This is a genomic window from Janthinobacterium psychrotolerans, assembly GCF_001677885.1.
In the GTDB taxonomy this organism is placed as follows: Bacteria; Pseudomonadota; Gammaproteobacteria; order Burkholderiales; family Burkholderiaceae_D; genus Janthinobacterium; species Janthinobacterium psychrotolerans.
The window spans coordinates 287,638-304,751 of sequence record NZ_LOCQ01000057.1 but is presented as its reverse complement, the minus strand read 5'-3'; the positions used below and the strand labels follow the sequence as shown (position 1 = coordinate 304,751).

General features: G+C 62.0%; 14 protein-coding genes. 11 read left to right on the top strand and 3 right to left on the bottom strand.

Annotated elements, in window-relative coordinates; translation table 11 throughout:
• The first annotated feature begins 3 nt into the window (after positions 1 to 3).
• The 4 genes from ASR47_RS16710 (at position 4) to ASR47_RS16695 (ending at position 7,016) form a co-directional block, all read left to right on the top strand.
• On the top strand, positions 4 to 2,598 hold the full coding sequence (locus ASR47_RS16710; RefSeq protein WP_065308945.1) for a DUF349 domain-containing protein: 2,595 nt from the start codon (positions 4 to 6) through the stop codon (positions 2,596 to 2,598).
• The gene (gene moaE / locus ASR47_RS16705; protein WP_065308893.1) at positions 2,595 to 3,056 is read left to right on the top strand and encodes a molybdopterin synthase catalytic subunit MoaE; all 462 of its coding nucleotides are present in this window, start codon (positions 2,595 to 2,597) and stop codon (positions 3,054 to 3,056) included. The genes ASR47_RS16710 and moaE overlap by 4 nt, the downstream gene beginning before the upstream one ends.
• 136 nt (positions 3,057 to 3,192) lie before the next feature.
• Positions 3,193 to 5,799, top strand: a complete 2,607-nt coding sequence (gene clpB / locus ASR47_RS16700) for an ATP-dependent chaperone ClpB (RefSeq protein ID WP_065308892.1) — start codon at positions 3,193 to 3,195, stop codon at positions 5,797 to 5,799.
• A gap of 131 nt (positions 5,800 to 5,930) precedes the next feature.
• Positions 5,931 to 7,016 (top strand): polyamine ABC transporter substrate-binding protein, encoded by a 1,086-nt coding sequence (locus tag ASR47_RS16695; protein WP_245714377.1) that lies wholly within the window; start codon positions 5,931 to 5,933, stop codon positions 7,014 to 7,016.
• Positions 7,017 to 7,081: 65 nt separating this feature from the next.
• Here ASR47_RS16695 and ASR47_RS28180 read toward each other — a convergent pair whose 3' ends face one another.
• The 3 genes from ASR47_RS28180 to ppk1 form a co-directional block, all read right to left on the bottom strand.
• Complete coding sequence (locus ASR47_RS28180) at positions 7,082 to 7,207, bottom strand: hypothetical protein (protein ID WP_254926692.1); 126 nt, start codon at positions 7,205 to 7,207, stop codon at positions 7,082 to 7,084.
• A 233-nt stretch (positions 7,208 to 7,440) separates the two neighbouring features.
• A complete protein-coding gene (gene sixA / locus ASR47_RS16690) occupies positions 7,441 to 7,899 on the bottom strand; it encodes a phosphohistidine phosphatase SixA (RefSeq protein ID WP_065308890.1) in 459 nt (152 codons plus the stop codon).
• Positions 7,900 to 7,944: 45 nt separating this feature from the next.
• Positions 7,945 to 10,035 carry a polyphosphate kinase 1 gene (gene ppk1, locus ASR47_RS16685; protein WP_065308889.1) on the bottom strand — a complete coding sequence of 697 codons (2,091 nt, stop codon included), beginning with the start codon at positions 10,033 to 10,035 and terminating at the stop codon, positions 7,945 to 7,947.
• 290 nt (positions 10,036 to 10,325) lie between these two features.
• Here ppk1 and pstS point away from each other — a divergent pair, with 290 nt between their 5' ends.
• From pstS to phoR, 7 genes are all read left to right on the top strand, one after another.
• Positions 10,326 to 11,375: a phosphate ABC transporter substrate-binding protein PstS gene (pstS, locus tag ASR47_RS16680; RefSeq protein WP_065308888.1), complete on the top strand. Its 1,050-nt coding sequence runs from the start codon at positions 10,326 to 10,328 to the stop codon at positions 11,373 to 11,375.
• Positions 11,376 to 11,583: 208 nt separating this feature from the next.
• Positions 11,584 to 12,555, top strand: coding sequence for a phosphate ABC transporter permease subunit PstC (gene pstC, locus ASR47_RS16675; protein ID WP_245714376.1), 972 nt, complete (start codon positions 11,584 to 11,586; stop codon positions 12,553 to 12,555).
• Positions 12,552 to 13,448 carry a phosphate ABC transporter permease PstA gene (gene pstA, locus ASR47_RS16670; RefSeq protein WP_065308886.1) on the top strand — a complete coding sequence of 299 codons (897 nt, stop codon included), beginning with the start codon at positions 12,552 to 12,554 and terminating at the stop codon, positions 13,446 to 13,448. Before pstC ends, pstA begins: the two co-directional genes overlap by 4 nt.
• Positions 13,449 to 13,508: 60 nt before the next feature.
• Positions 13,509 to 14,291, top strand: a complete 783-nt coding sequence (pstB, locus tag ASR47_RS16665) for a phosphate ABC transporter ATP-binding protein PstB (protein ID WP_425402738.1) — start codon at positions 13,509 to 13,511, stop codon at positions 14,289 to 14,291.
• 45 nt (positions 14,292 to 14,336) lie between these two features.
• The gene (gene phoU, locus ASR47_RS16660) at positions 14,337 to 15,047 is read left to right on the top strand and encodes a phosphate signaling complex protein PhoU (RefSeq protein ID WP_065308884.1); all 711 of its coding nucleotides are present in this window, start codon (positions 14,337 to 14,339) and stop codon (positions 15,045 to 15,047) included.
• Positions 15,048 to 15,052: 5 nt separating this feature from the next.
• Positions 15,053 to 15,742 (top strand): response regulator, encoded by a 690-nt coding sequence (locus ASR47_RS16655; protein ID WP_034755074.1) that lies wholly within the window; start codon positions 15,053 to 15,055, stop codon positions 15,740 to 15,742.
• Between the two features lie 12 nt (positions 15,743 to 15,754).
• Positions 15,755 to 17,068 carry a phosphate regulon sensor histidine kinase PhoR gene (gene phoR / locus ASR47_RS16650; protein ID WP_065308883.1) on the top strand — a complete coding sequence of 438 codons (1,314 nt, stop codon included), beginning with the start codon at positions 15,755 to 15,757 and terminating at the stop codon, positions 17,066 to 17,068.
• Positions 17,069 to 17,114: the final 46 nt, after the last annotated feature.

Sequence of the window (17,114 nt, the reverse complement as noted above, 5' to 3'; positions counted from 1 at the left end):
GTCATGTTCGAATTTCTCTTCAAGAGTACTGCCAGCAAGGCCAGCAAGGCCGGCAAAACCACCGCACCGGATCCTGTGGTGGCGGAGCAGGCCGCCGCCACGGCGCAGAGCGCATCGCGCCGCGCCGAACAGCTGGCGCGCGCCCATGCCGTCGCCGGCGACGAGGCTGCCGCCTTTGACTTCATTATTGCCAGCGAATTTGCCGAAGCCCGTTTGATCGCGGCCGAACAGGTGCACGCGCTGCCGTTGCTGGAAAAAATCCACCAGGCCATGCGCAATACCGACCGCCGCGTCGCCAAGCTGGTGCAGGGCCGCATCGACCTGATACGCCACCAGGCTGCCGAAGCGCAGCGCGCGCAAGCGAGCATCGCTACCGCGCAGCGCCTGCTGAACGACGAAAAACTGAGCCCCAACCAGGTCGCCGAGCTGGACCGCCAATGGCAGGTCATCAAGGCCACGCCAGAGCTGGCCGAACAATTTGCCGCCGCCCGCGCCGCACTGGCCAAGCGCCTGGAAGCGCAGGTGGCGCTGCAGCGCGCCGTCATCGACGCGGTGGCCACGGCGCGCAAGCTGGCCGCCGGTGGCCAGTCGGCGCACGAATTGGCGCAAGCGCTGGCAAGCATCGATGCCGAACACGCCCAGCATATGCAGTCGCCCGAGCGCGCCTCGCTGCCGAAACAACTGGGCCTGGACTTTGCCCAGGCGCGCGAGCAGGCGCAAGCAGCCTTGCAGGCGCTGCAGCAGCACCAGGCCGTGTTCGACGCGCGCCAGGCGGCGCTGACCGAATGGCAGGCGCAGGATGCCGCCACGCTGGACCCGGCAGCACTCAAGCGCGCCTGGCAAGCGCTGCCGCGCCTGCCCGAGTCGCCGCTCTCCGACAGCCTTCAGGAGCAATTCCTGGCCTTGCTGGCAACGGCGCCGGCGCCTTTGGCGCCTGAAGCGCCAGCCGCTGCCGACGCTGTCGAATCAAGTCCGAACCTGCGCAAGGCGCGCCAGGAAGCTGCGCCAGTGTCAAAAGAAACCACCGAACAGTTTTTCAAGGCGCTCGACGCCATGGAGGCGGCGCTGGCCGAAGGCCTGCTGCACCTGGCCTCCGAGCACGACAAGACCCTGCGCGACAGCAAGCATGGCCGCTTGACGCCGGCCCAGGCTGATCGCCTGGCCCATGTGCGTGGCGAGTTCAAGCGCCTGGCCGACTGGGCGCGCTGGGGCGGCAATGTCTCGCGCGAGGAACTGGTCAAGGCCGGTGAAGAGCTGCCGGCGCAACAACTGCCGATGAGCGAGCTGGCGAAAAAAGTCGGCAGCCTGCGCGAGCGCTGGAAGTCGCTCGACACCTTGTCGGGCCCGGCGCCGAAATCACTGTGGGAGCGTTTCGACGCCGCCTGCACGGTGGCCTATGCGCCGGCGGCCCAGCACTTCAGGCAGCTGGCCGAAGAGCGCCATGGCAATGCCGCCAAGGCCCAGGAACTGATCGCTGAAGCAACGGCCCTGGCCGCCGAGGAAAGCACGGACTGGAAACACGTCGCGTCGAGTTCGCAGCGGCTGCGCCAGGCCTGGACGCGCCTGGGCACCATCGACCGCAAGGAAAAGAAACGCCTGGACGGCGAATTCGGCGCGGCGCTGGACGCCTTGTCCAAGCCGCTGGAAACCCAGCGCCAGATCGAGACGGCGCGCCGCGAGCAGCTGATCGTCGAAGTGGGCCTGCTCAAACCGTCCGAACGCAATACGGTCGACATGCTCAAAGCCTTGCAGGACAAATGGCAGGAACTGGCCAAGGCGCTGCCGCTGGAGCGCCGCGCCGAGCAGGCGCTGTGGCAGCGTTTCCGCACCGCCTGCGACGATATTTTTGCCAGGCGCAAGGAAACCGCGCATGCGGCCGACCATGAGCGGCGCGAACACCTGCATGCGCGCGAGGCGCTGTGCGCCACGCTGGAAACGGTGGTCGTGCCAGACGGAGACGACAAGCAGCGCACGGCGTTTATCAATCAGCTGCTGCGCGACACGCGCGCCGCCTGGAACAGCACCGGCCCCGTGCCGCGCGCCAGCGAAGCGAAGATCGAGCAGCGCTACCAGGACGCCATCGCCTCGCTGCAGGCGCAGGCCGACGCCATCGCCCAGCGCGCCGGCGCGGCGCAAGCGAACGCCATGCGCGACAAGCTGCGCCTGGTGCAGGCTTTGGAAGCCGAATTGTCCGACGGCGGCGCGGTTGATGCGCAGGCCTGGACCGAACGCTGGAGTGTCTTGCCGCCGCTCGACGCGCAATACGAACGCAGCCTGCAGACGCGCTTTGCCGCCGCGCTGGCCGCCATCGGTGACGGCCGCGCCGCCTATGTGGCCACATTGCAAGCGAACGTGCCGCGCCTGCTGGAAGAAGTGCTGCGCCTGGAAATCGTCGCCGGCGTCGACAGCGGCGTCGAGTTCGCGCGCGATCGCCTGAAAATGCAGGTCGACGTGCTGCAGTCGTCGCTGAAATCGGGCCAGAAGCCGCTCACGCAGGCCTCGCAGCTGATGCAGCTGTGCGCGATCGCCGCGCTGACCGATGCCCGCACGGCCAGCCGCATCGAGGCACTGCTGCGCCGTATCGGTGGTGCGCAATGAACACCAGTGTGCGCATCGAGCAAGCCGATTTTGACCTGAGCACGGAAATCGCCCAGCTGCGCGCGCATGACCCGAAAGTCGGCGCCGTGGTGGGATTCGTGGGCACCGTGCGCGACATGAACGAGGGCCTGGACGTGGCTTCGATGGAGCTCGAACATTATCCGGGCATGACGGAAAAATCGATCCTGGCCATCGTCGAGCAGGCCCGGGCACGCTGGCCGCTGGCCGGCGCTCTCGTGATTCACCGCGTCGGTCCCTTGCGTCCGCAGGAGCAGATTGTGCTGGTGGCCGTGTCGTCTGCCCACCGTGGCGAGGCCTTTGCGGCCTGCGAATTCATTATCGACTACCTGAAAACCGAAGCGCCGTTCTGGAAAAAGGAAGATACGCCGCAAGGCGCGCGCTGGGTCGACGCGCGCGTGACCGACGAAGCGGCGCTGGACAAGTGGCGCACTTTGTAAACCGGCCTCTCAGGTCAAGATTGCCGTAGACGCCAGCGCAGCCGCACTGCATTATATTGTTGCAATGTGTATGCTTGAAAAGTACCGCCACACCCCAATTTGATTCACAACGAATTAACCGGGAGCACTTTTCATCATGCGACAAGATAAACTCACCACCAAACTGCAAGAAGCCCTGGCCGACGCGCAAAGCCTGGCCGTGGGCAACGACAATCCCTATATCGAACCGGTGCACCTGCTGACCGCCCTGCTGAACCAGGACGACGGCGGCGCGCGCTCGCTGTTGCAGCGCGCCGGCGCCAATGTCGGCGGCCTGTCCAAGGCGCTGACGTCCTCGCTGGAGCGCCTGCCCAAGGTCTCCGGCACCGGCGGCGACGTGCAGATCAGCCGCGAGTTTGCGGCGCTATTGAATTTGGCCGACAAGGAAGCGCAAAAGGCCGGCGACCAGTTCATTTCCAGCGAAATGGTGCTGCTGGCCATGGCCGACGACAAGTCCGACGCCGGCAAACTGGCGCGCGAAAACGGCTTGAGCCGCAAGTCGCTGGAGTCCGCCATCGAAGCCGTACGCGGCGGCAATAAAGTCGACTCGCAGGAAGCCGAAGGCCAGCGCGAGGCGCTGAAAAAATACACGCTGGACCTGACCGAGCGCGCGCGCAAGGGCAAGCTTGACCCGGTGATCGGGCGCGACGACGAGATCCGCCGCACCATCCAGATTCTGCAGCGCCGCACCAAGAACAACCCGGTGCTGATCGGCGAGCCCGGCGTCGGCAAGACGGCCATCGTCGAAGGCCTGGCGCAGCGCATCGTCAATGGCGAAGTGCCCGAGTCCCTGAAAGGCAAGCGCGTGCTGTCGCTGGACATGGCGGCCCTGCTGGCCGGCGCCAAGTACCGTGGCGAATTCGAGGAGCGCCTGAAATCGGTGCTCAAGGAACTGGCCATGGATGAAGGCCAGAGCATCGTTTTTATCGACGAGATGCACACGATGGTGGGCGCCGGCAAGGCCGAAGGCGCGATGGACGCCGGAAACATGCTGAAACCGGCGCTGGCGCGCGGCGAGCTGCACTGCGTGGGCGCCACCACCCTGGACGAATACCGCAAATATATCGAGAAGGACGCCGCGCTCGAGCGCCGCTTCCAGAAAGTGCTGGTCGACGAGCCGACGGTGGAGGCGACGATTGCCATCCTGCGCGGCCTGCAGGACAAATACGCGCTGCACCACAAGGTCGAGATCACCGACGCGGCCATTATCGCCGCGGCGGAGCTGTCGCACCGCTACATTACCGACCGCTTCCTGCCGGATAAAGCCATCGACCTGATCGACGAGGCGGCGGCCAAGATCAAGATCGAGATCGATTCCAAGCCGGAAGTGATGGACCGCCTGGAACGCCGTTTGATCCAGCTGAAGATCGAAAAAGAGGCCGTCAAGAAGGAAAAGGACGAGGCGTCCTTGCGCCGCCTGGGCCTGATCGACGAAGAGATCGTCAAGCTGCAGCGCGAATACAATGACTTCGAGGAAATCCTGAAAGCGGAAAAAGCCGTGGTGCAGGGCAGCACGCATATCAAGGAAGAGATCGAAAACGTCAAGCTGCAGATGGAGCAGGCCACGCGCGAAAGCAACTGGCAGAGGGTGTCCGAACTGCAGTACGGCAAGCTGCCGCAGCTGGAAGCCCAGCTCAAGCATGCCGACAGCGGCGTGGCCAAGCTCAACCCTGATCAGCCCAAGCTGCTGCGCACGCAAGTGGGCGCCGAAGAGATCGCCGAAGTGGTGTCGCGCGCGACCGGCATCCCCGTGTCGCGCATGATGCAGGGCGAGCGTGACAAGCTGTTGCATATCGAAGAAAAGCTGCACGAGCGCGTGGTGGGCCAGGACGAGGCGATCACCGCCGTGGCCGACGCGATCCGCCGCTCGCGCGCGGGCCTGTCGGACCCGAACCGGCCGTATGGCTCCTTCATGTTCCTGGGGCCGACCGGGGTCGGCAAGACCGAGCTGAGCAAGGCGCTGGCGACGTTTTTGTTCGATACGGAAGAATCGATGATACGCATCGACATGAGCGAATTCATGGAGAAGCATTCGGTGGCCCGCCTGATCGGCGCGCCGCCCGGCTATGTGGGCTACGACGAGGGCGGCTATCTGACGGAAGCGGTGCGCCGCAAACCGTACAGCGTGATCCTGCTCGACGAAGTGGAAAAAGCGCATGCCGACGTGTTCAATGTGCTGCTGCAGGTGCTCGATGACGGCCGCATGACGGACGGCCAGGGCCGCACGGTGGACTTCAAGAATACCGTCATCATCATGACCTCGAACCTGGGTTCGCATAAAATCCAGGCGATGGAGAGCGATGATCCCGGCGTGGTGAAACTGGCGGTGATGGCCGAGGTGCGCTCGCACTTCCGTCCCGAGTTCGTCAACCGTATCGACGAGATCGTGGTGTTCCATGGCCTCGACGAGAAAAATATCGGCGCGATCGCCAAGATCCAGCTGAAGATCCTCGAAGAACGCCTGGCGCGCATGGACATGGGCCTGTCGCTGACCGATGCCGCGCTGCAGAAGATCGCCGAAGCGGGCTACGATCCGGTGTATGGCGCGCGGCCGTTGAAACGCGCGATCCAGCAGCAGATCGAAAATCCGCTGTCCAGGCTGATCCTCGAAGGCAAGTTCGGGCCGAAGGACGAGATCCGCATCGATGCGCAGGGCGGCAATCTGGTGTTTGCGGGCGCGCAGGTGGGCCACGACAAGGTGTAAATCTTCTTGCAGCAAGAGGCGAGGGCGCGATCAGGCTGGACCTGACCGCGCCCTTGTTGCTATCATCAGCAATATTTTTCGATGACTCTGGAGGTTGGGATATGGCAAGCAAATGGCAGGCAGGACGACGCATGGTACTGGCAATGAGTTTGGCGGCGGCCGTGCTGGCGGTGCCCGCGCATGCCCAGGAAGAAAAAGTCCTGAATATCTACAACTGGTCGGACTATATCGGCGACGAGACGATCAAGAATTTTGAGAAGGAAACCGGCATCAAGGTGCGCTACGACGTTTTCGACAATAACGAAATCCTCAATGCGAAACTGGTGGCCGGCAAGTCGGGCTATGACATCGTGGTGCCGACGGCCCAGTGGGCGCGCTTGCAGATCGACGCCGGCCTGTTGCGCAAGCTCGACAAGAGCAAGCTGAACAACATCGGCAACCTCGACGCCAACCTGCAGGCCAAGCTGGCCAAGATCGACCCGAACAATGACTACCTGGTCGACTGGCTGTGGGGTTACACCACGGTGGGCATCAATGTCAACAAGGTCAAGGCCGCGCTGGGCACCATGCCGATGCCGGAAAACGCCTGGGACCTGATCTTCGATCCCAAGTATGTGTCGAAACTGAAATCGTGCGGTGTGTCCTTCCTCGATTCGCCGTCCGAAGTGCTGCCGGCCGCGCTGCAGTACCTGAACAAGCCCGCGTATTCCAAAACCGCCGCCGACTACCAGGAAGCGGGCAAGGTGTTGCAGGCGATCCGTCCATATGTGACCCTGTTCAGTTCGTCGGGCTATATCAATGACATGGCCAACGGTTCCGTCTGCGTGGCGCTGGGCTGGTCGGGCGACATCAATATCGCGCGCCAGCGCGCAATTGACGCCAAGAACGGCAATGTGATCTCCGTGCTGGTGCCGAAGACGGCCGCGCTGATGTTCGACACCATGGCCATTCCTGCCGACGCGCCACATCCGAACAATGCGCACGCCTTTATCAACTATATTTTGCGCCCGCAAGTGCACGCCAGCCTGACCAACAAGGTGTTCTACGCCAATCCGAACGTGCCGAGCCTGAAATACGTGCGCAAGGATATCGCCGAGAACAAGGCCATCTTCCTGCCGGACGCCGACAAGCAGCGCATGGCCGCGCCCGAGCCGATCACGGCCGATATCCGCCGCCTGATGACGCGCATTTATACCAAGTTCAAGACCGGGGTGTAAAAACGGCAATGGCGCGAGGGACGGGGTTTGCTCGTCACTGGCGCCATTGATCGGAGCTGGGTGCGCTACTCGTGATAGCGGTCCATCAGTTTGTGGTGGCTGCCGCGCATTTCTTCGATCAGCTCAAAGGCGACAAAGCCGATGATGGCGGCGAAGATGGCGATAAAGAGAAAGACAAGAAAGGTCAACATGATGTTTCAGCCGTCGTTGGACGGCTGTCCGCTGGGTTGCTCAATGCGCCACGGCGTGGCCACGGCGCGTAGTTGATGCAATTAAACTCTAGCAGATAGCGGGCGCTTTACAAGCAGGCTGCACAAGAGTCAACGGTGTTGCCGGCTTACGCCGTTCCGGCTAACCCGACCTACGGATTGGCGAGGAACGTAGGTCGGCTTGGCGCACAGCGCGTAAGCCGACGCCGTTGGCGTCATTTCACCACCAGGTCGTGCGCCATCACCGCCTTGAGATAAACGCTCAGGGCATCGCCCGGTTCCCTCTGCGAAAACCACCACGCGCTGGCCTTGCGCATGTCCCAGTCCTGCTCTTCGCCGGTCAGCAGCAGCGCGGCGGCCTGGCCCAGGGTCGGCTGGTGGCCGACGATCAGCACGGTTTCCTTGTTGCCGGGCCAGTTGGCCGCTCTTAAAATATCTTCCGCTTCGGCGCCGGGCGCCAGTTCCGGCATCAGCTTGAACTTGCGGCCCAGCGCCTCGGCCGTTTGCAAGGTGCGCACCGCCGGGCTGACGAGGATGCGGCAATTGTCGGGCAATTGCGAACCGAGCCATTCGGCCATGCGGCGCGCCTGTTTCTGGCCCTTGACAGTCAAGGCGCGTTCCAGGTCGGGCACGCCTGGCTCGGCTTCGGCATGGCGCCACAAGATAAGATCCATGGTGTGTTCCTCCTGGTCGGTGTGGTCGGCGGTGGCTGGGCGGGCTTACTCGCCTACGTCCGGTGCGGGCGTGCCCAGGTTGTGCATCAGGTATTGCTGGGCGCTGAACGGCGTCTGCTTGGCACGCGGCTTGCGGCGCGTGTACTGGCCCGTCGATTCCAGCTCCCATGCATTGGTATTATCCTTCAAATACGGGTTCAGGCCTTCGGCAATCACGCGGCGTTTCAGCGCCCGGTCAAGGACAGGGAAGGCCACTTCCACGCGGCGGAACAGGTTGCGGCTCATCCAGTCGGCACTGGCCAGGTAGACATCGTGCGCCAGGTCGTTGCGGAAGTAATAGATGCGGCTGTGTTCGAGGAAGCGGCCGATCACCGAGCGCACCTTGATGTTTTCCGACAAGCCCGGCACGCCAGGCTTGAGGGTGCAGGCGCCGCGCACGATCAGGTCGATCTTCACGCCATCGGTCGAGGCCGCATACAGGGCGCGGATCACCGATTCATCGACCAGCGCGTTGATCTTGACGATAATGCGGCCACGGCGGCCCGAGCGGGCGATCTTCGCTTCGTTGCGGATCGCCTTGATGATTTCGCTTTGCAGGCCGAACGGCGCCAGCCACAGGTGGTTCAGGTTGTGCGGCTTGGTCAGGCTGGTCAGGTGGATGAACACTTCGTTCACTTCCACCGCCAGGTCCTGCTTGGCCGTCAACAGGCCAAAGTCCGTGTACAGCTTGGTGGTGGTCGGGTGGTAGTTGCCGGTGCCCAGGTGCGCATAGAAGCGCAGCGCGCCTTCTTCGCGGCGTATTACCAGGGCCACCTTGGCGTGGGTCTTCAGGCCGACCACGCCGTAGACCACCTGCGCGCCGGCTTGCTCGAGCTTGTCGGCCCAGTTGATATTGGCTTCTTCGTCGAAGCGCGCCATCAGTTCGACGATGACCGTCACTTCCTTGCCCAGCTTGGCGGCCATGATCAGCGATTCCATCAGGTCCGAATTCATGCCGGTGCGGTAAATCGTCTGCTTGATGGCGACCACCGCCGGGTCGTAGGCGGCGCTGCGGATAAAATCGATGACGGTCTGGAACGACTGATACGGGTGGTGCAGCAGGATGTCGTGTTTGGCCAGCGCGGCAAAGATGTCGTTGCCGATGGCTTTATGGGCCAGGCCCGGGATGAACGGCGCGAAGCGCAAGGCTGGCTGCTTGACGTGGTCGATCATTTCCGACAGGCGCACCAGGTTGACGGGGCCGTTGACCCGGTACAGGCGGCTCTGGTCGAGGCTGAACTGGTCGAGCAGGAACTGCGACAGTTCCTGCGGACAGTTGCGCGCCACTTCCAGGCGCACCGAGGTGCCGAACTGGCGGCCGACCAGCTCGCCCTTGAGGGCCTGGCGCAGGTTCTTGACTTCGTCCTCGTCGACCCACAGGTCACTGTCGCGCGTGACGCGGAACTGCGAATAGGCGATCACTTCGCGCCCGGCAAACAGGTCCGAGATATGCGCGTGGATGACGGACGACAGCAAGCAGAACGAGACGCCATCGGAGATGTCGTCCGGCAGCTTGATCACGCGCGGCAGCACGCGCGGCGCCTTGACGATGGCGATCGCCGTGCCGCGGCCGAACGCGTCCTTGCCGCTCAGCGAGACGATGAAATTGAGGCTCTTGTTAATTACTTGTGGAAACGGGTGCGCCGGGTCCAGACCGATCGGCGTCAGCAGGGGGCGCACTTCACGGTCGAAATAATTCTTGACCCAGGCGCGCTGCGCCTCGTTGCGGTCCTGGTCGCGCAGCAGATGCACGCCCGCCGCGCGCAGCGCCGGCAGCACGTCGTTATTGAGGATTTCGTACTGCTGTTCCACCAGCGCATGGCATTCCTTGTCGATGCGCTGCAGATTGGCCGCCAGGGCAGGGTGGCCGGCCAGGGTGCCGCCGATGCTGCCGGCCGCCAGCAGGCTGGCCACGCGCACTTCGAAAAATTCATCCATGTTGCTGCTGACGATGCACAGATAGCGCAGCCGTTCGAGCAGGGGAATGTTCGGATCTTCGGCCTGCGCCATCACGCGCCGGTTGAAGGTCAGTTGCGACAATTCCCGGTCAAGCAGGATGCCCGATTTGGTCACTTCCGTGTGCAGTTCAGGTTTCATATTCTTCCAACTTTACAGACAGTTAATTCTAGCCGTATTCGGGCGCGTTGACATGCGTATGACGTGTCAAGAGTGTAATGGTGAAATATGACGCGCTTGTGACATGGCGTGTCATAAAGCGCCTTCAGCCATGTCATCAAGCGCGTGAAAAATGCCGGTTTGCGGGGCGTAGGCAACTATTTCAACAAATTTTGACCATGTCATAAAGCTGTCACATTCGCTTGCTAGACTGCACAGCATTCACCGGGGCATGACGCTCCAACAACCTTGTAATAACCTGAGGACTTGATATGCAAATGAAGCAAATGTTCAAATTTATCGTCGTGGGTGCTTCGGCAGCGATGGCATTTTCTTCCGCTTCCGTCATGGCGGCAGATATGACAGGTGCTGGTGCAACTTTCCCGTACCCGATCTACGCCAAATGGGCCGAGACCTACAAAGCCAATACGGGCAACGGCCTGAACTACCAATCCGTGGGTTCCGGCGCAGGCATCAAGCAAATCAAGGCCAAGACCGTTGAATTTGGCGCCTCCGACATGCCGTTGAAAGCAGAAGAGCTGGAAGAAGCCGGCCTGATGCAATTCCCGGCCATCATGGGCGGCGTGGTTACCATCGTCAACCTGGACGGCGTAAAACCTGGCCAGCTGAAAATGACCGGCAAGGTTGTCGCCGATATCTACCTGGGCAAGATCACCAAATGGAGCGCGCCTGAAATCGCCGCCCTGAACAGCGGCGTCAAGCTGCCGGACACGGAAATCACCGTGGTGCACCGCGCCGACGGTTCGGGCACGTCTTTCCTGTTCACCGACTTCCTGTCGAAAACCAACCCGGAATTCAAATCGAAAATCGGTGCCGGTTCGGCCGTGAAATGGGCAGTGGGCGTGGGTGGCAAGGGTAACGAAGGCGTCGCCGCCAACGTGCAGCGTATCAAGGGTTCGATCGGCTACGTCGAGTGGGCTTATGCCAAGAAGAACAATATGTCGCACACCCAGCTGCAAAACAAGGACGGCAACTTCCTGCAGCCTGACGACGAAAACTTCAAGGCGGCAGCCGCTTCGGCGCCTTGGACCCAGACCCCGGGCTTCGGCGTGGTATTGACCGACCAGGCTGGCAAGAACAGCTGGCCGATCACCGGCGTGTCGTTCATCCTGATGCATAAAGTACAAGCCGACGCAGCCAAAGGCAAGGAAGTGCTGAAATTCTTCGACTGGGCCTACAAAAATGGTGGCGCCGCTGCCGTTGAACTGGACTACGTGCCGATGCCGGCATCGGTCGTGAAGCTGGTGCAGGAATCGTGGAAAGCCAACCTGAAAGATGCGTCGGGCAAGGCGATCTACTAATCGGGCAGGTGTAACTTAACGTCCCTTCCTTGCCACGCCGCGCCCTGCGGCGGGGCAGGGAGTTAGCCAGGACCGCCCGCCATCCCGGCAGGCGTTCCCGGCTAAACGAGTAAAAACAGTCATCGAGCTGTACCGTCAGTACCACCACACTTGGCCCCATATGAGCGCACAATCTACCTCTTCCACGATCCCCATGTCAGGCGGCAGCATGACCGATTCCATTAGTCACACAGCAATGATGTCGGTGATGCGCAAGCAGCGCATCCAGGACTTCCTGTTCCACAAGGTGACGATGCTGTTCGCCCTGTCGGTGCTGATCGTGCTGGTCGGCATCATCATTTCGCTGATCCTCGAATCGATCCCGGCCTTCAAGACCTTCGGCCTGCACTTTATCTTTTCCGCCGAATGGGACCCGGTCAATGACCAGTACGGCGCCCTGATCCCCATCATCGGCACCCTGGTCACCTCCGTGATCGCCTTGCTGATCGCCTTTCCCGTCAGTTTCGGCATCGCCCTGTTCCTGACCGAAATCTGCCCGGCCTGGCTGCGCCGCCCGCTGGGCACGGCCGTCGAGCTGCTGGCCGGCGTGCCGTCGATCATCTACGGCATCTGGGGCCTGTTCGTGTTCGCGCCACTGTTCGCCGACTACGTGCAGCCGGTGCTGAAAGCCACCTTGGGCAATGTGCCGCTGATCGGCCCGCTGTTCAGCGGCCCGATGATGGGTATCGGCCTGCTGACGGCCGGCCTGGTGCTGGCCATCATGATCATCCCTTTTATTGCCTCGGTGATGCGCGACGTGTTCGAGATCGTGCCGGCCGTGTTGAAGGAATCGGCCTACGGCCTGGGCTGCACGCGCTGGGAAGTGGTGCGCAAGATCGTGCTGCCTTACACCAAGACCGGCGTGGTCGGCGGCGTCATGCTGGGCCTGGGCCGCGCGCTCGGCGAGACCATGGCCGTCACCTTCGTGATCGGTAACGCCAACAAGCTGTCGTGGTCGCTGTTCGCCGCCGGTAACAGCATCACCTCGCTGCTGGCCAATGAATTCGGCGAAGCACAATCGGCGCTGCACGTGTCGTCGCTGTTCTCGCTGGCCCTGATCCTGTTTGTCATCACCTTTATCGTCTTATCCGCCGCCAAGCTGATGCTGGCTGGCATGTCCCGCAAAGAAGGCACGAAATGAGCCAAATCAGCCCAATCAGCACTCTCGACGCCCCGGCCAAGCCGGCCATGAATCCTGTCTACCGCAAGCGCCTGCTGATGCACCGCGTCGGCATCGCCCTGTCGGTGGCCGCCATGGTCCTGGGCCTGACGGTGCTGGTGTGGATTTTGATCACCTTGATCATCAAGGGCTTCGGCGCCCTGTCGATCGACCTGTTCACCAATACCACGCCAGCCCCCGGCAGCGAAGGCGGCGGCCTGATCAATGCTATCGTCGGCAGCGGCCTGATGGTCGGCCTGGCCACCCTGGTCAGCACCCCGATCGGCATTTTTGCCGGCATCTACCTGGCCGAATACGGCGAAGAAAACAAGTTCGCGCAAGTGACGCGTTTTGTCACCGACATCATGCTGTCGGCGCCATCGATCGTGATCGGCCTGTTCGTGTACGCCTTGTATGTGGCGCACGTGAAACATTTCTCCGGTTATGCCGGCGCCATCGCGCTGTCGCTGATCGCCGTGCCGGTGGTGGTGCGCACCACCGACAATATGCTGCGCCTGGTGCCGAACAGCCTGCTCGAAGCCGCGTTTGCCCTCGGTGCGCCGCGCTGGAAGGTGGCCACCCTGGTGCGCCTGCGCGCCGTGAAGGCCGGCGTGATCACCGGCGTACTGCTGGCCCTGGCCCGTATCGCCGGCGAAACCGCGCCGCTGCTGTTCACTGCGCTGAACAACCAGTTCCAGAGCTTCAACATGAATGCGCCGATGGCCAACCTGCCGTCCGTGATCGCCTCGTTCGCCATGAGCCCGTACGACAACTGGCGCTCGCTGGCCTGGGGTGGCGCATTGTTGATCACCTTCAGCGTGCTGGCCCTGAATATCCTGTCGCGTACCGTGTTCAGCCAAAAAGTTCCTAATTAAATAGCATCACTATTAGCCGTTATCAGCTCATTACAGCGAAGCGAAACCATGAATACCCAAATGACTCCAGCCCAAGACGTGGCGCCAAAAAAGAAAACCATCGAGATTTCGGGCCTGAACTTTTTTTACGGCAAGACCCAGAGCCTGCACAATGTCAACCTCGACATCCATGAAAAAAAGGTCACCGCCTTTATCGGTCCGTCCGGCTGCGGCAAGTCGACCCTGCTGCGCACCCTGAACCGCATGTACGACCTGTACCCCGGCCAGCGCGCGGAAGGGACTATCCTGTACCGCGGCCGCAATGTGCTCGACGCCGACCAGGACGTCAACATGCTGCGCGCCAAGGTCGGCATGGTGTTCCAGAAGCCGACGCCATTCCCGATGTCGGTCTACGACAATATCGCCTTCGGCGTGCGCCTGTATGAAGACCTGTCGAAGGGCGAGATGGACGAGCGCGTCGAATGGGCGTTGAAAAAAGCCGCGCTGTGGGGTGAAGTCAAGGACAAGCTGTCCAAGAGCGGCCTGTCGCTGTCGGGCGGCCAGCAGCAGCGCCTGTGCATCGCGCGCGGCGTGGCGGTAAAACCGGACGTGCTGCTGTTGGACGAGCCGACCTCGGCGCTGGATCCGATTTCGACCTCGAAAGTGGAAGAACTGATCAGCGAATTGAAACAGGATTACACGATCGCCATCGTGACCCATAATATGCAGCAGGCGGCGCGCTGCTCGGACTATACGGCCTATATGTATTTGGGCGAACTGGTGGAATTCGGCGAGACGGACCAGATCTTCATGAATCCTGCCCGCAAGGAAACCCAGGATTACATTACCGGCCGCTTCGGCTGATACGCCCCGCAGGCGCCCCCATTACTGAATACGGAGACAGACAGCATGTTAGGCGAACACTCATCCAAACAATACGACAACGAACTCGAAGCGATCCGCTCGAAAGTGCTCCTGATGGGCGGCATCGTTGAAACCCAGTTCCTCGACGCGATGACCTGCTTTCGCATCGGCAACCCGGAGCGCGCCGACCGCGTGATCCGCGAAGACGATGTCGTCAACCAGCTCGAAGTGTCGCTCGACGACGCGTGCAGCCACCTGATCGTGCGCCGCCAGCCGACCGCCAACGATTTGCGCACCATCATGGCCACCATCAAGATCATTACCGATCTGGAGCGTGTCGGCGACGAAGCGACCAAGATCGCCCGCGTGGCGAAAAATCTGCACAAGCGCGGCAACGCCGTCGTCAACCATTACGAGATGGTGCGCGGCGTGGCCAACACGGCCACCGACATGCTGCACGACGCGCTCGACGCGTTTGCGCGCAACGATGGCCAGCAGGCGCTGGCGCTGATTGCCCAGGACGCCATCATCGATCATGAATTTCGCTCTATCATGCGCAACCTGATTACGTTTATGATGGAAGACCCGCGCACGATCTCGGCGGCGCTCGACACCCTGTGGGTGGCCAAGGCCATCGAACGGATCGGCGACCATGCGAAAAACATCGCCGAGTACGTCATTTACGTGGTGGACGGCAAGGATATCCGCCACACCAGGTCGGCTGCCCCTGCCATTTCCGAGGAGCTCCCTGAGTAAGATTTATGGCATCTGATAAAACCACGGTATTGATTGTTGAAGATGAGCCGGCCATCGTTGAACTGGTGACCTATTCGCTGCGCGAGTCCGGCTGGAATTGCTGTTCTGTACAAAATGTCGCCGATGCCTGGGAATTTATCCAGCACCGCACCCCGCACCTGATCCTGCTCGACTGGATGTTGCCGGACCAGACGGGGCTGCGCCTGCTGTCGCGCATCCGCGCCGACCGCAACTTTGCCGCCATTCCCGTGATCATGCTCACAGCCAAGAGCATGGAAGAGGACAAGCTGGCGGGCCTCAACAGCGGCGCCGACGACTACGTCACCAAGCCGTTTTCGCCGCGCGAGCTGCTGGCGCGCGCCAAGGCGTTGCTGCGTCGCAAGAGTCCGGAACACGCGCAGGCGCCCATGCGCGCTGGCAACGTGGCGCTGGACCCGGTCAGCTGCACCGTCATGATGGATGAACAGAAGATCGATATCGGCCATGCCGAATACAAGCTGCTCAAGTTCCTGCTGGCCCACCCCGAGCGCGTGTTTTCGCGCAGCCAGCTGCTCGACAAGGTGTGGGGCGACCATGTGGTGATCGAGGAACGCACGGTCGATGTCCACGTATTGCGCTTGCGCAAAGCCTTGAAAGAGGCCGAAAGCCTGATCAAGACCGTACGCAGCGTTGGCTACATGTTGTCTGAAAAATAAAGCCTGTCTCTTATGAATCCGAAATTGCTGTTCTGGGTGCCGGCCGCGCTGCGCATGGCGCTGGCGCTGGTGGGCGTGGGCGTGGTGTGGTACCTGTTCGGCGCCACCTACGCGCTGGGCATCGCCTTTGTGCTGATGGCGATGATGGTGTTCGTGCAGCTGTCGTATCTGTTCCAGCTCAGCAACTGGCTGGACAACCCGGAAAGCGCCAGGCTGCCCGACGGCTGGGGTGCCTGGACCAGCATTTTCGCGCGCCTGTACCGCATGCGCCGCGACGACGAGAAGAACCAGACCGAGCTCACCGAATGGCTGGCGCGTTTCCGCCAGGCCATGCATCTGCTGCCGGACGGCGTGGTCATCATGGACGACGTGCTGTTCCTCGAATGGTGCAACCCGGCCGCCGAGAAACACCTGGGCCTGACGCACGAGCGCGACAAGGGCATGCGGGTGACCAACCTGATCCGCAGTCCCGAGTTCATGGATTACATCATCCTGGGCCGCTACGACCAGCCGCTGACGATCACCTTCCGCAACCGCAAGCTGATCGTGCAGATTATTCCGTTCGAGAACCGCCGTCAGATCCTCGTCACGCACGACGTGACGGAAACCGAGCGTCTCGAATGCATGCGGCGCGACTTTATCGCCAATGCCTCGCATGAACTGCGCACACCGCTGACGGTGATCGTGGGCTTCCTGGAAATTGCCACCGAGCTGGACCTGGACGCCACCACGCGTGCCGCCCACGTCAAGCTGATGACGGAGCAGGGCCATCGCATGCAGCACCTGATCGAGGACATGCTGACACTGTCGCGCCTGGAATCGGTCGACTACCCGCTGCGGCCCGAACCGGTGGACGTGAAGAAACTGATGCAGCAGGTGGCGCGCGACGCCAAGGCTTTGTCGGGTGGCAAGCACGACATCAAGCTGGAATTCAATGGCCCTGACGTGCTGGGCAGTTACGACGAGCTCTACAGCGCCTTCGGCAACCTGGCCTCGAACGCCGTGCGCTACACGCCGGCCGGCGGCAGCATCACGTTGCGCTGGCAGGATGGCGCGGCCGGACCGCAGTTCATTGCGCAAGATACCGGCATCGGCATCAGCAAGGAGCATATCTCGCGCCTGACCGAGCGCTTCTACCGCGTCGACAAGAGCCGCTCGCGCGAAACCCAGGGCACGGGCCTGGGCCTGGCCATCGTCAAGCACGTGCTGCTGCGCCATGGCGGCACCCTGGCCATCCAGTCCGATACCGACAAGGGCAGCAGCTTTATCGTCAGCATGCCCAAGTCCGTCGTCACGCCGGTGCAAGGCGAATTGCTGGTCAAGTAGGCGGGCCGCACCCGCGCCCCGTGCAGATGGGGGAAAGTCGTTACAA

Excerpts from the sequence above, each read along its gene's own strand:
- ASR47_RS16655 (WP_034755074.1), top strand. The coding sequence starts at position 15,053 with ATGGCATCTGATAAAACCACGGTATTGATTGTTGAAGATGAGCCGGCC.
- ASR47_RS16710 (WP_065308945.1), top strand. The coding sequence starts at position 4 with ATGTTCGAATTTCTCTTCAAGAGTACTGCCAGCAAGGCCAGCAAGGCC.
- phoU (WP_065308884.1), top strand. The coding sequence starts at position 14,337 with ATGTTAGGCGAACACTCATCCAAACAATACGACAACGAACTCGAAGCG.
- pstB (WP_425402738.1), top strand. The coding sequence starts at position 13,509 with ATGACTCCAGCCCAAGACGTGGCGCCAAAAAAGAAAACCATCGAGATT.
- pstA (WP_065308886.1), top strand. The coding sequence starts at position 12,552 with ATGAGCCAAATCAGCCCAATCAGCACTCTCGACGCCCCGGCCAAGCCG.
- clpB (WP_065308892.1), top strand. The coding sequence starts at position 3,193 with ATGCGACAAGATAAACTCACCACCAAACTGCAAGAAGCCCTGGCCGAC.
- ASR47_RS16695 (WP_245714377.1), top strand. The coding sequence starts at position 5,931 with ATGGTACTGGCAATGAGTTTGGCGGCGGCCGTGCTGGCGGTGCCCGCG.
- phoR (WP_065308883.1), top strand. The coding sequence starts at position 15,755 with ATGAATCCGAAATTGCTGTTCTGGGTGCCGGCCGCGCTGCGCATGGCG.
- pstC (WP_245714376.1), top strand. The coding sequence starts at position 11,584 with ATGACCGATTCCATTAGTCACACAGCAATGATGTCGGTGATGCGCAAG.
- moaE (WP_065308893.1), top strand. The coding sequence starts at position 2,595 with ATGAACACCAGTGTGCGCATCGAGCAAGCCGATTTTGACCTGAGCACG.
- ppk1 (WP_065308889.1), bottom strand. The coding sequence starts at position 10,035 with ATGAAACCTGAACTGCACACGGAAGTGACCAAATCGGGCATCCTGCTT.
- pstS (WP_065308888.1), top strand. The coding sequence starts at position 10,326 with ATGCAAATGAAGCAAATGTTCAAATTTATCGTCGTGGGTGCTTCGGCA.
- ASR47_RS28180 (WP_254926692.1), bottom strand. The coding sequence starts at position 7,207 with ATGTTGACCTTTCTTGTCTTTCTCTTTATCGCCATCTTCGCCGCCATC.
- sixA (WP_065308890.1), bottom strand. The coding sequence starts at position 7,899 with ATGGATCTTATCTTGTGGCGCCATGCCGAAGCCGAGCCAGGCGTGCCC.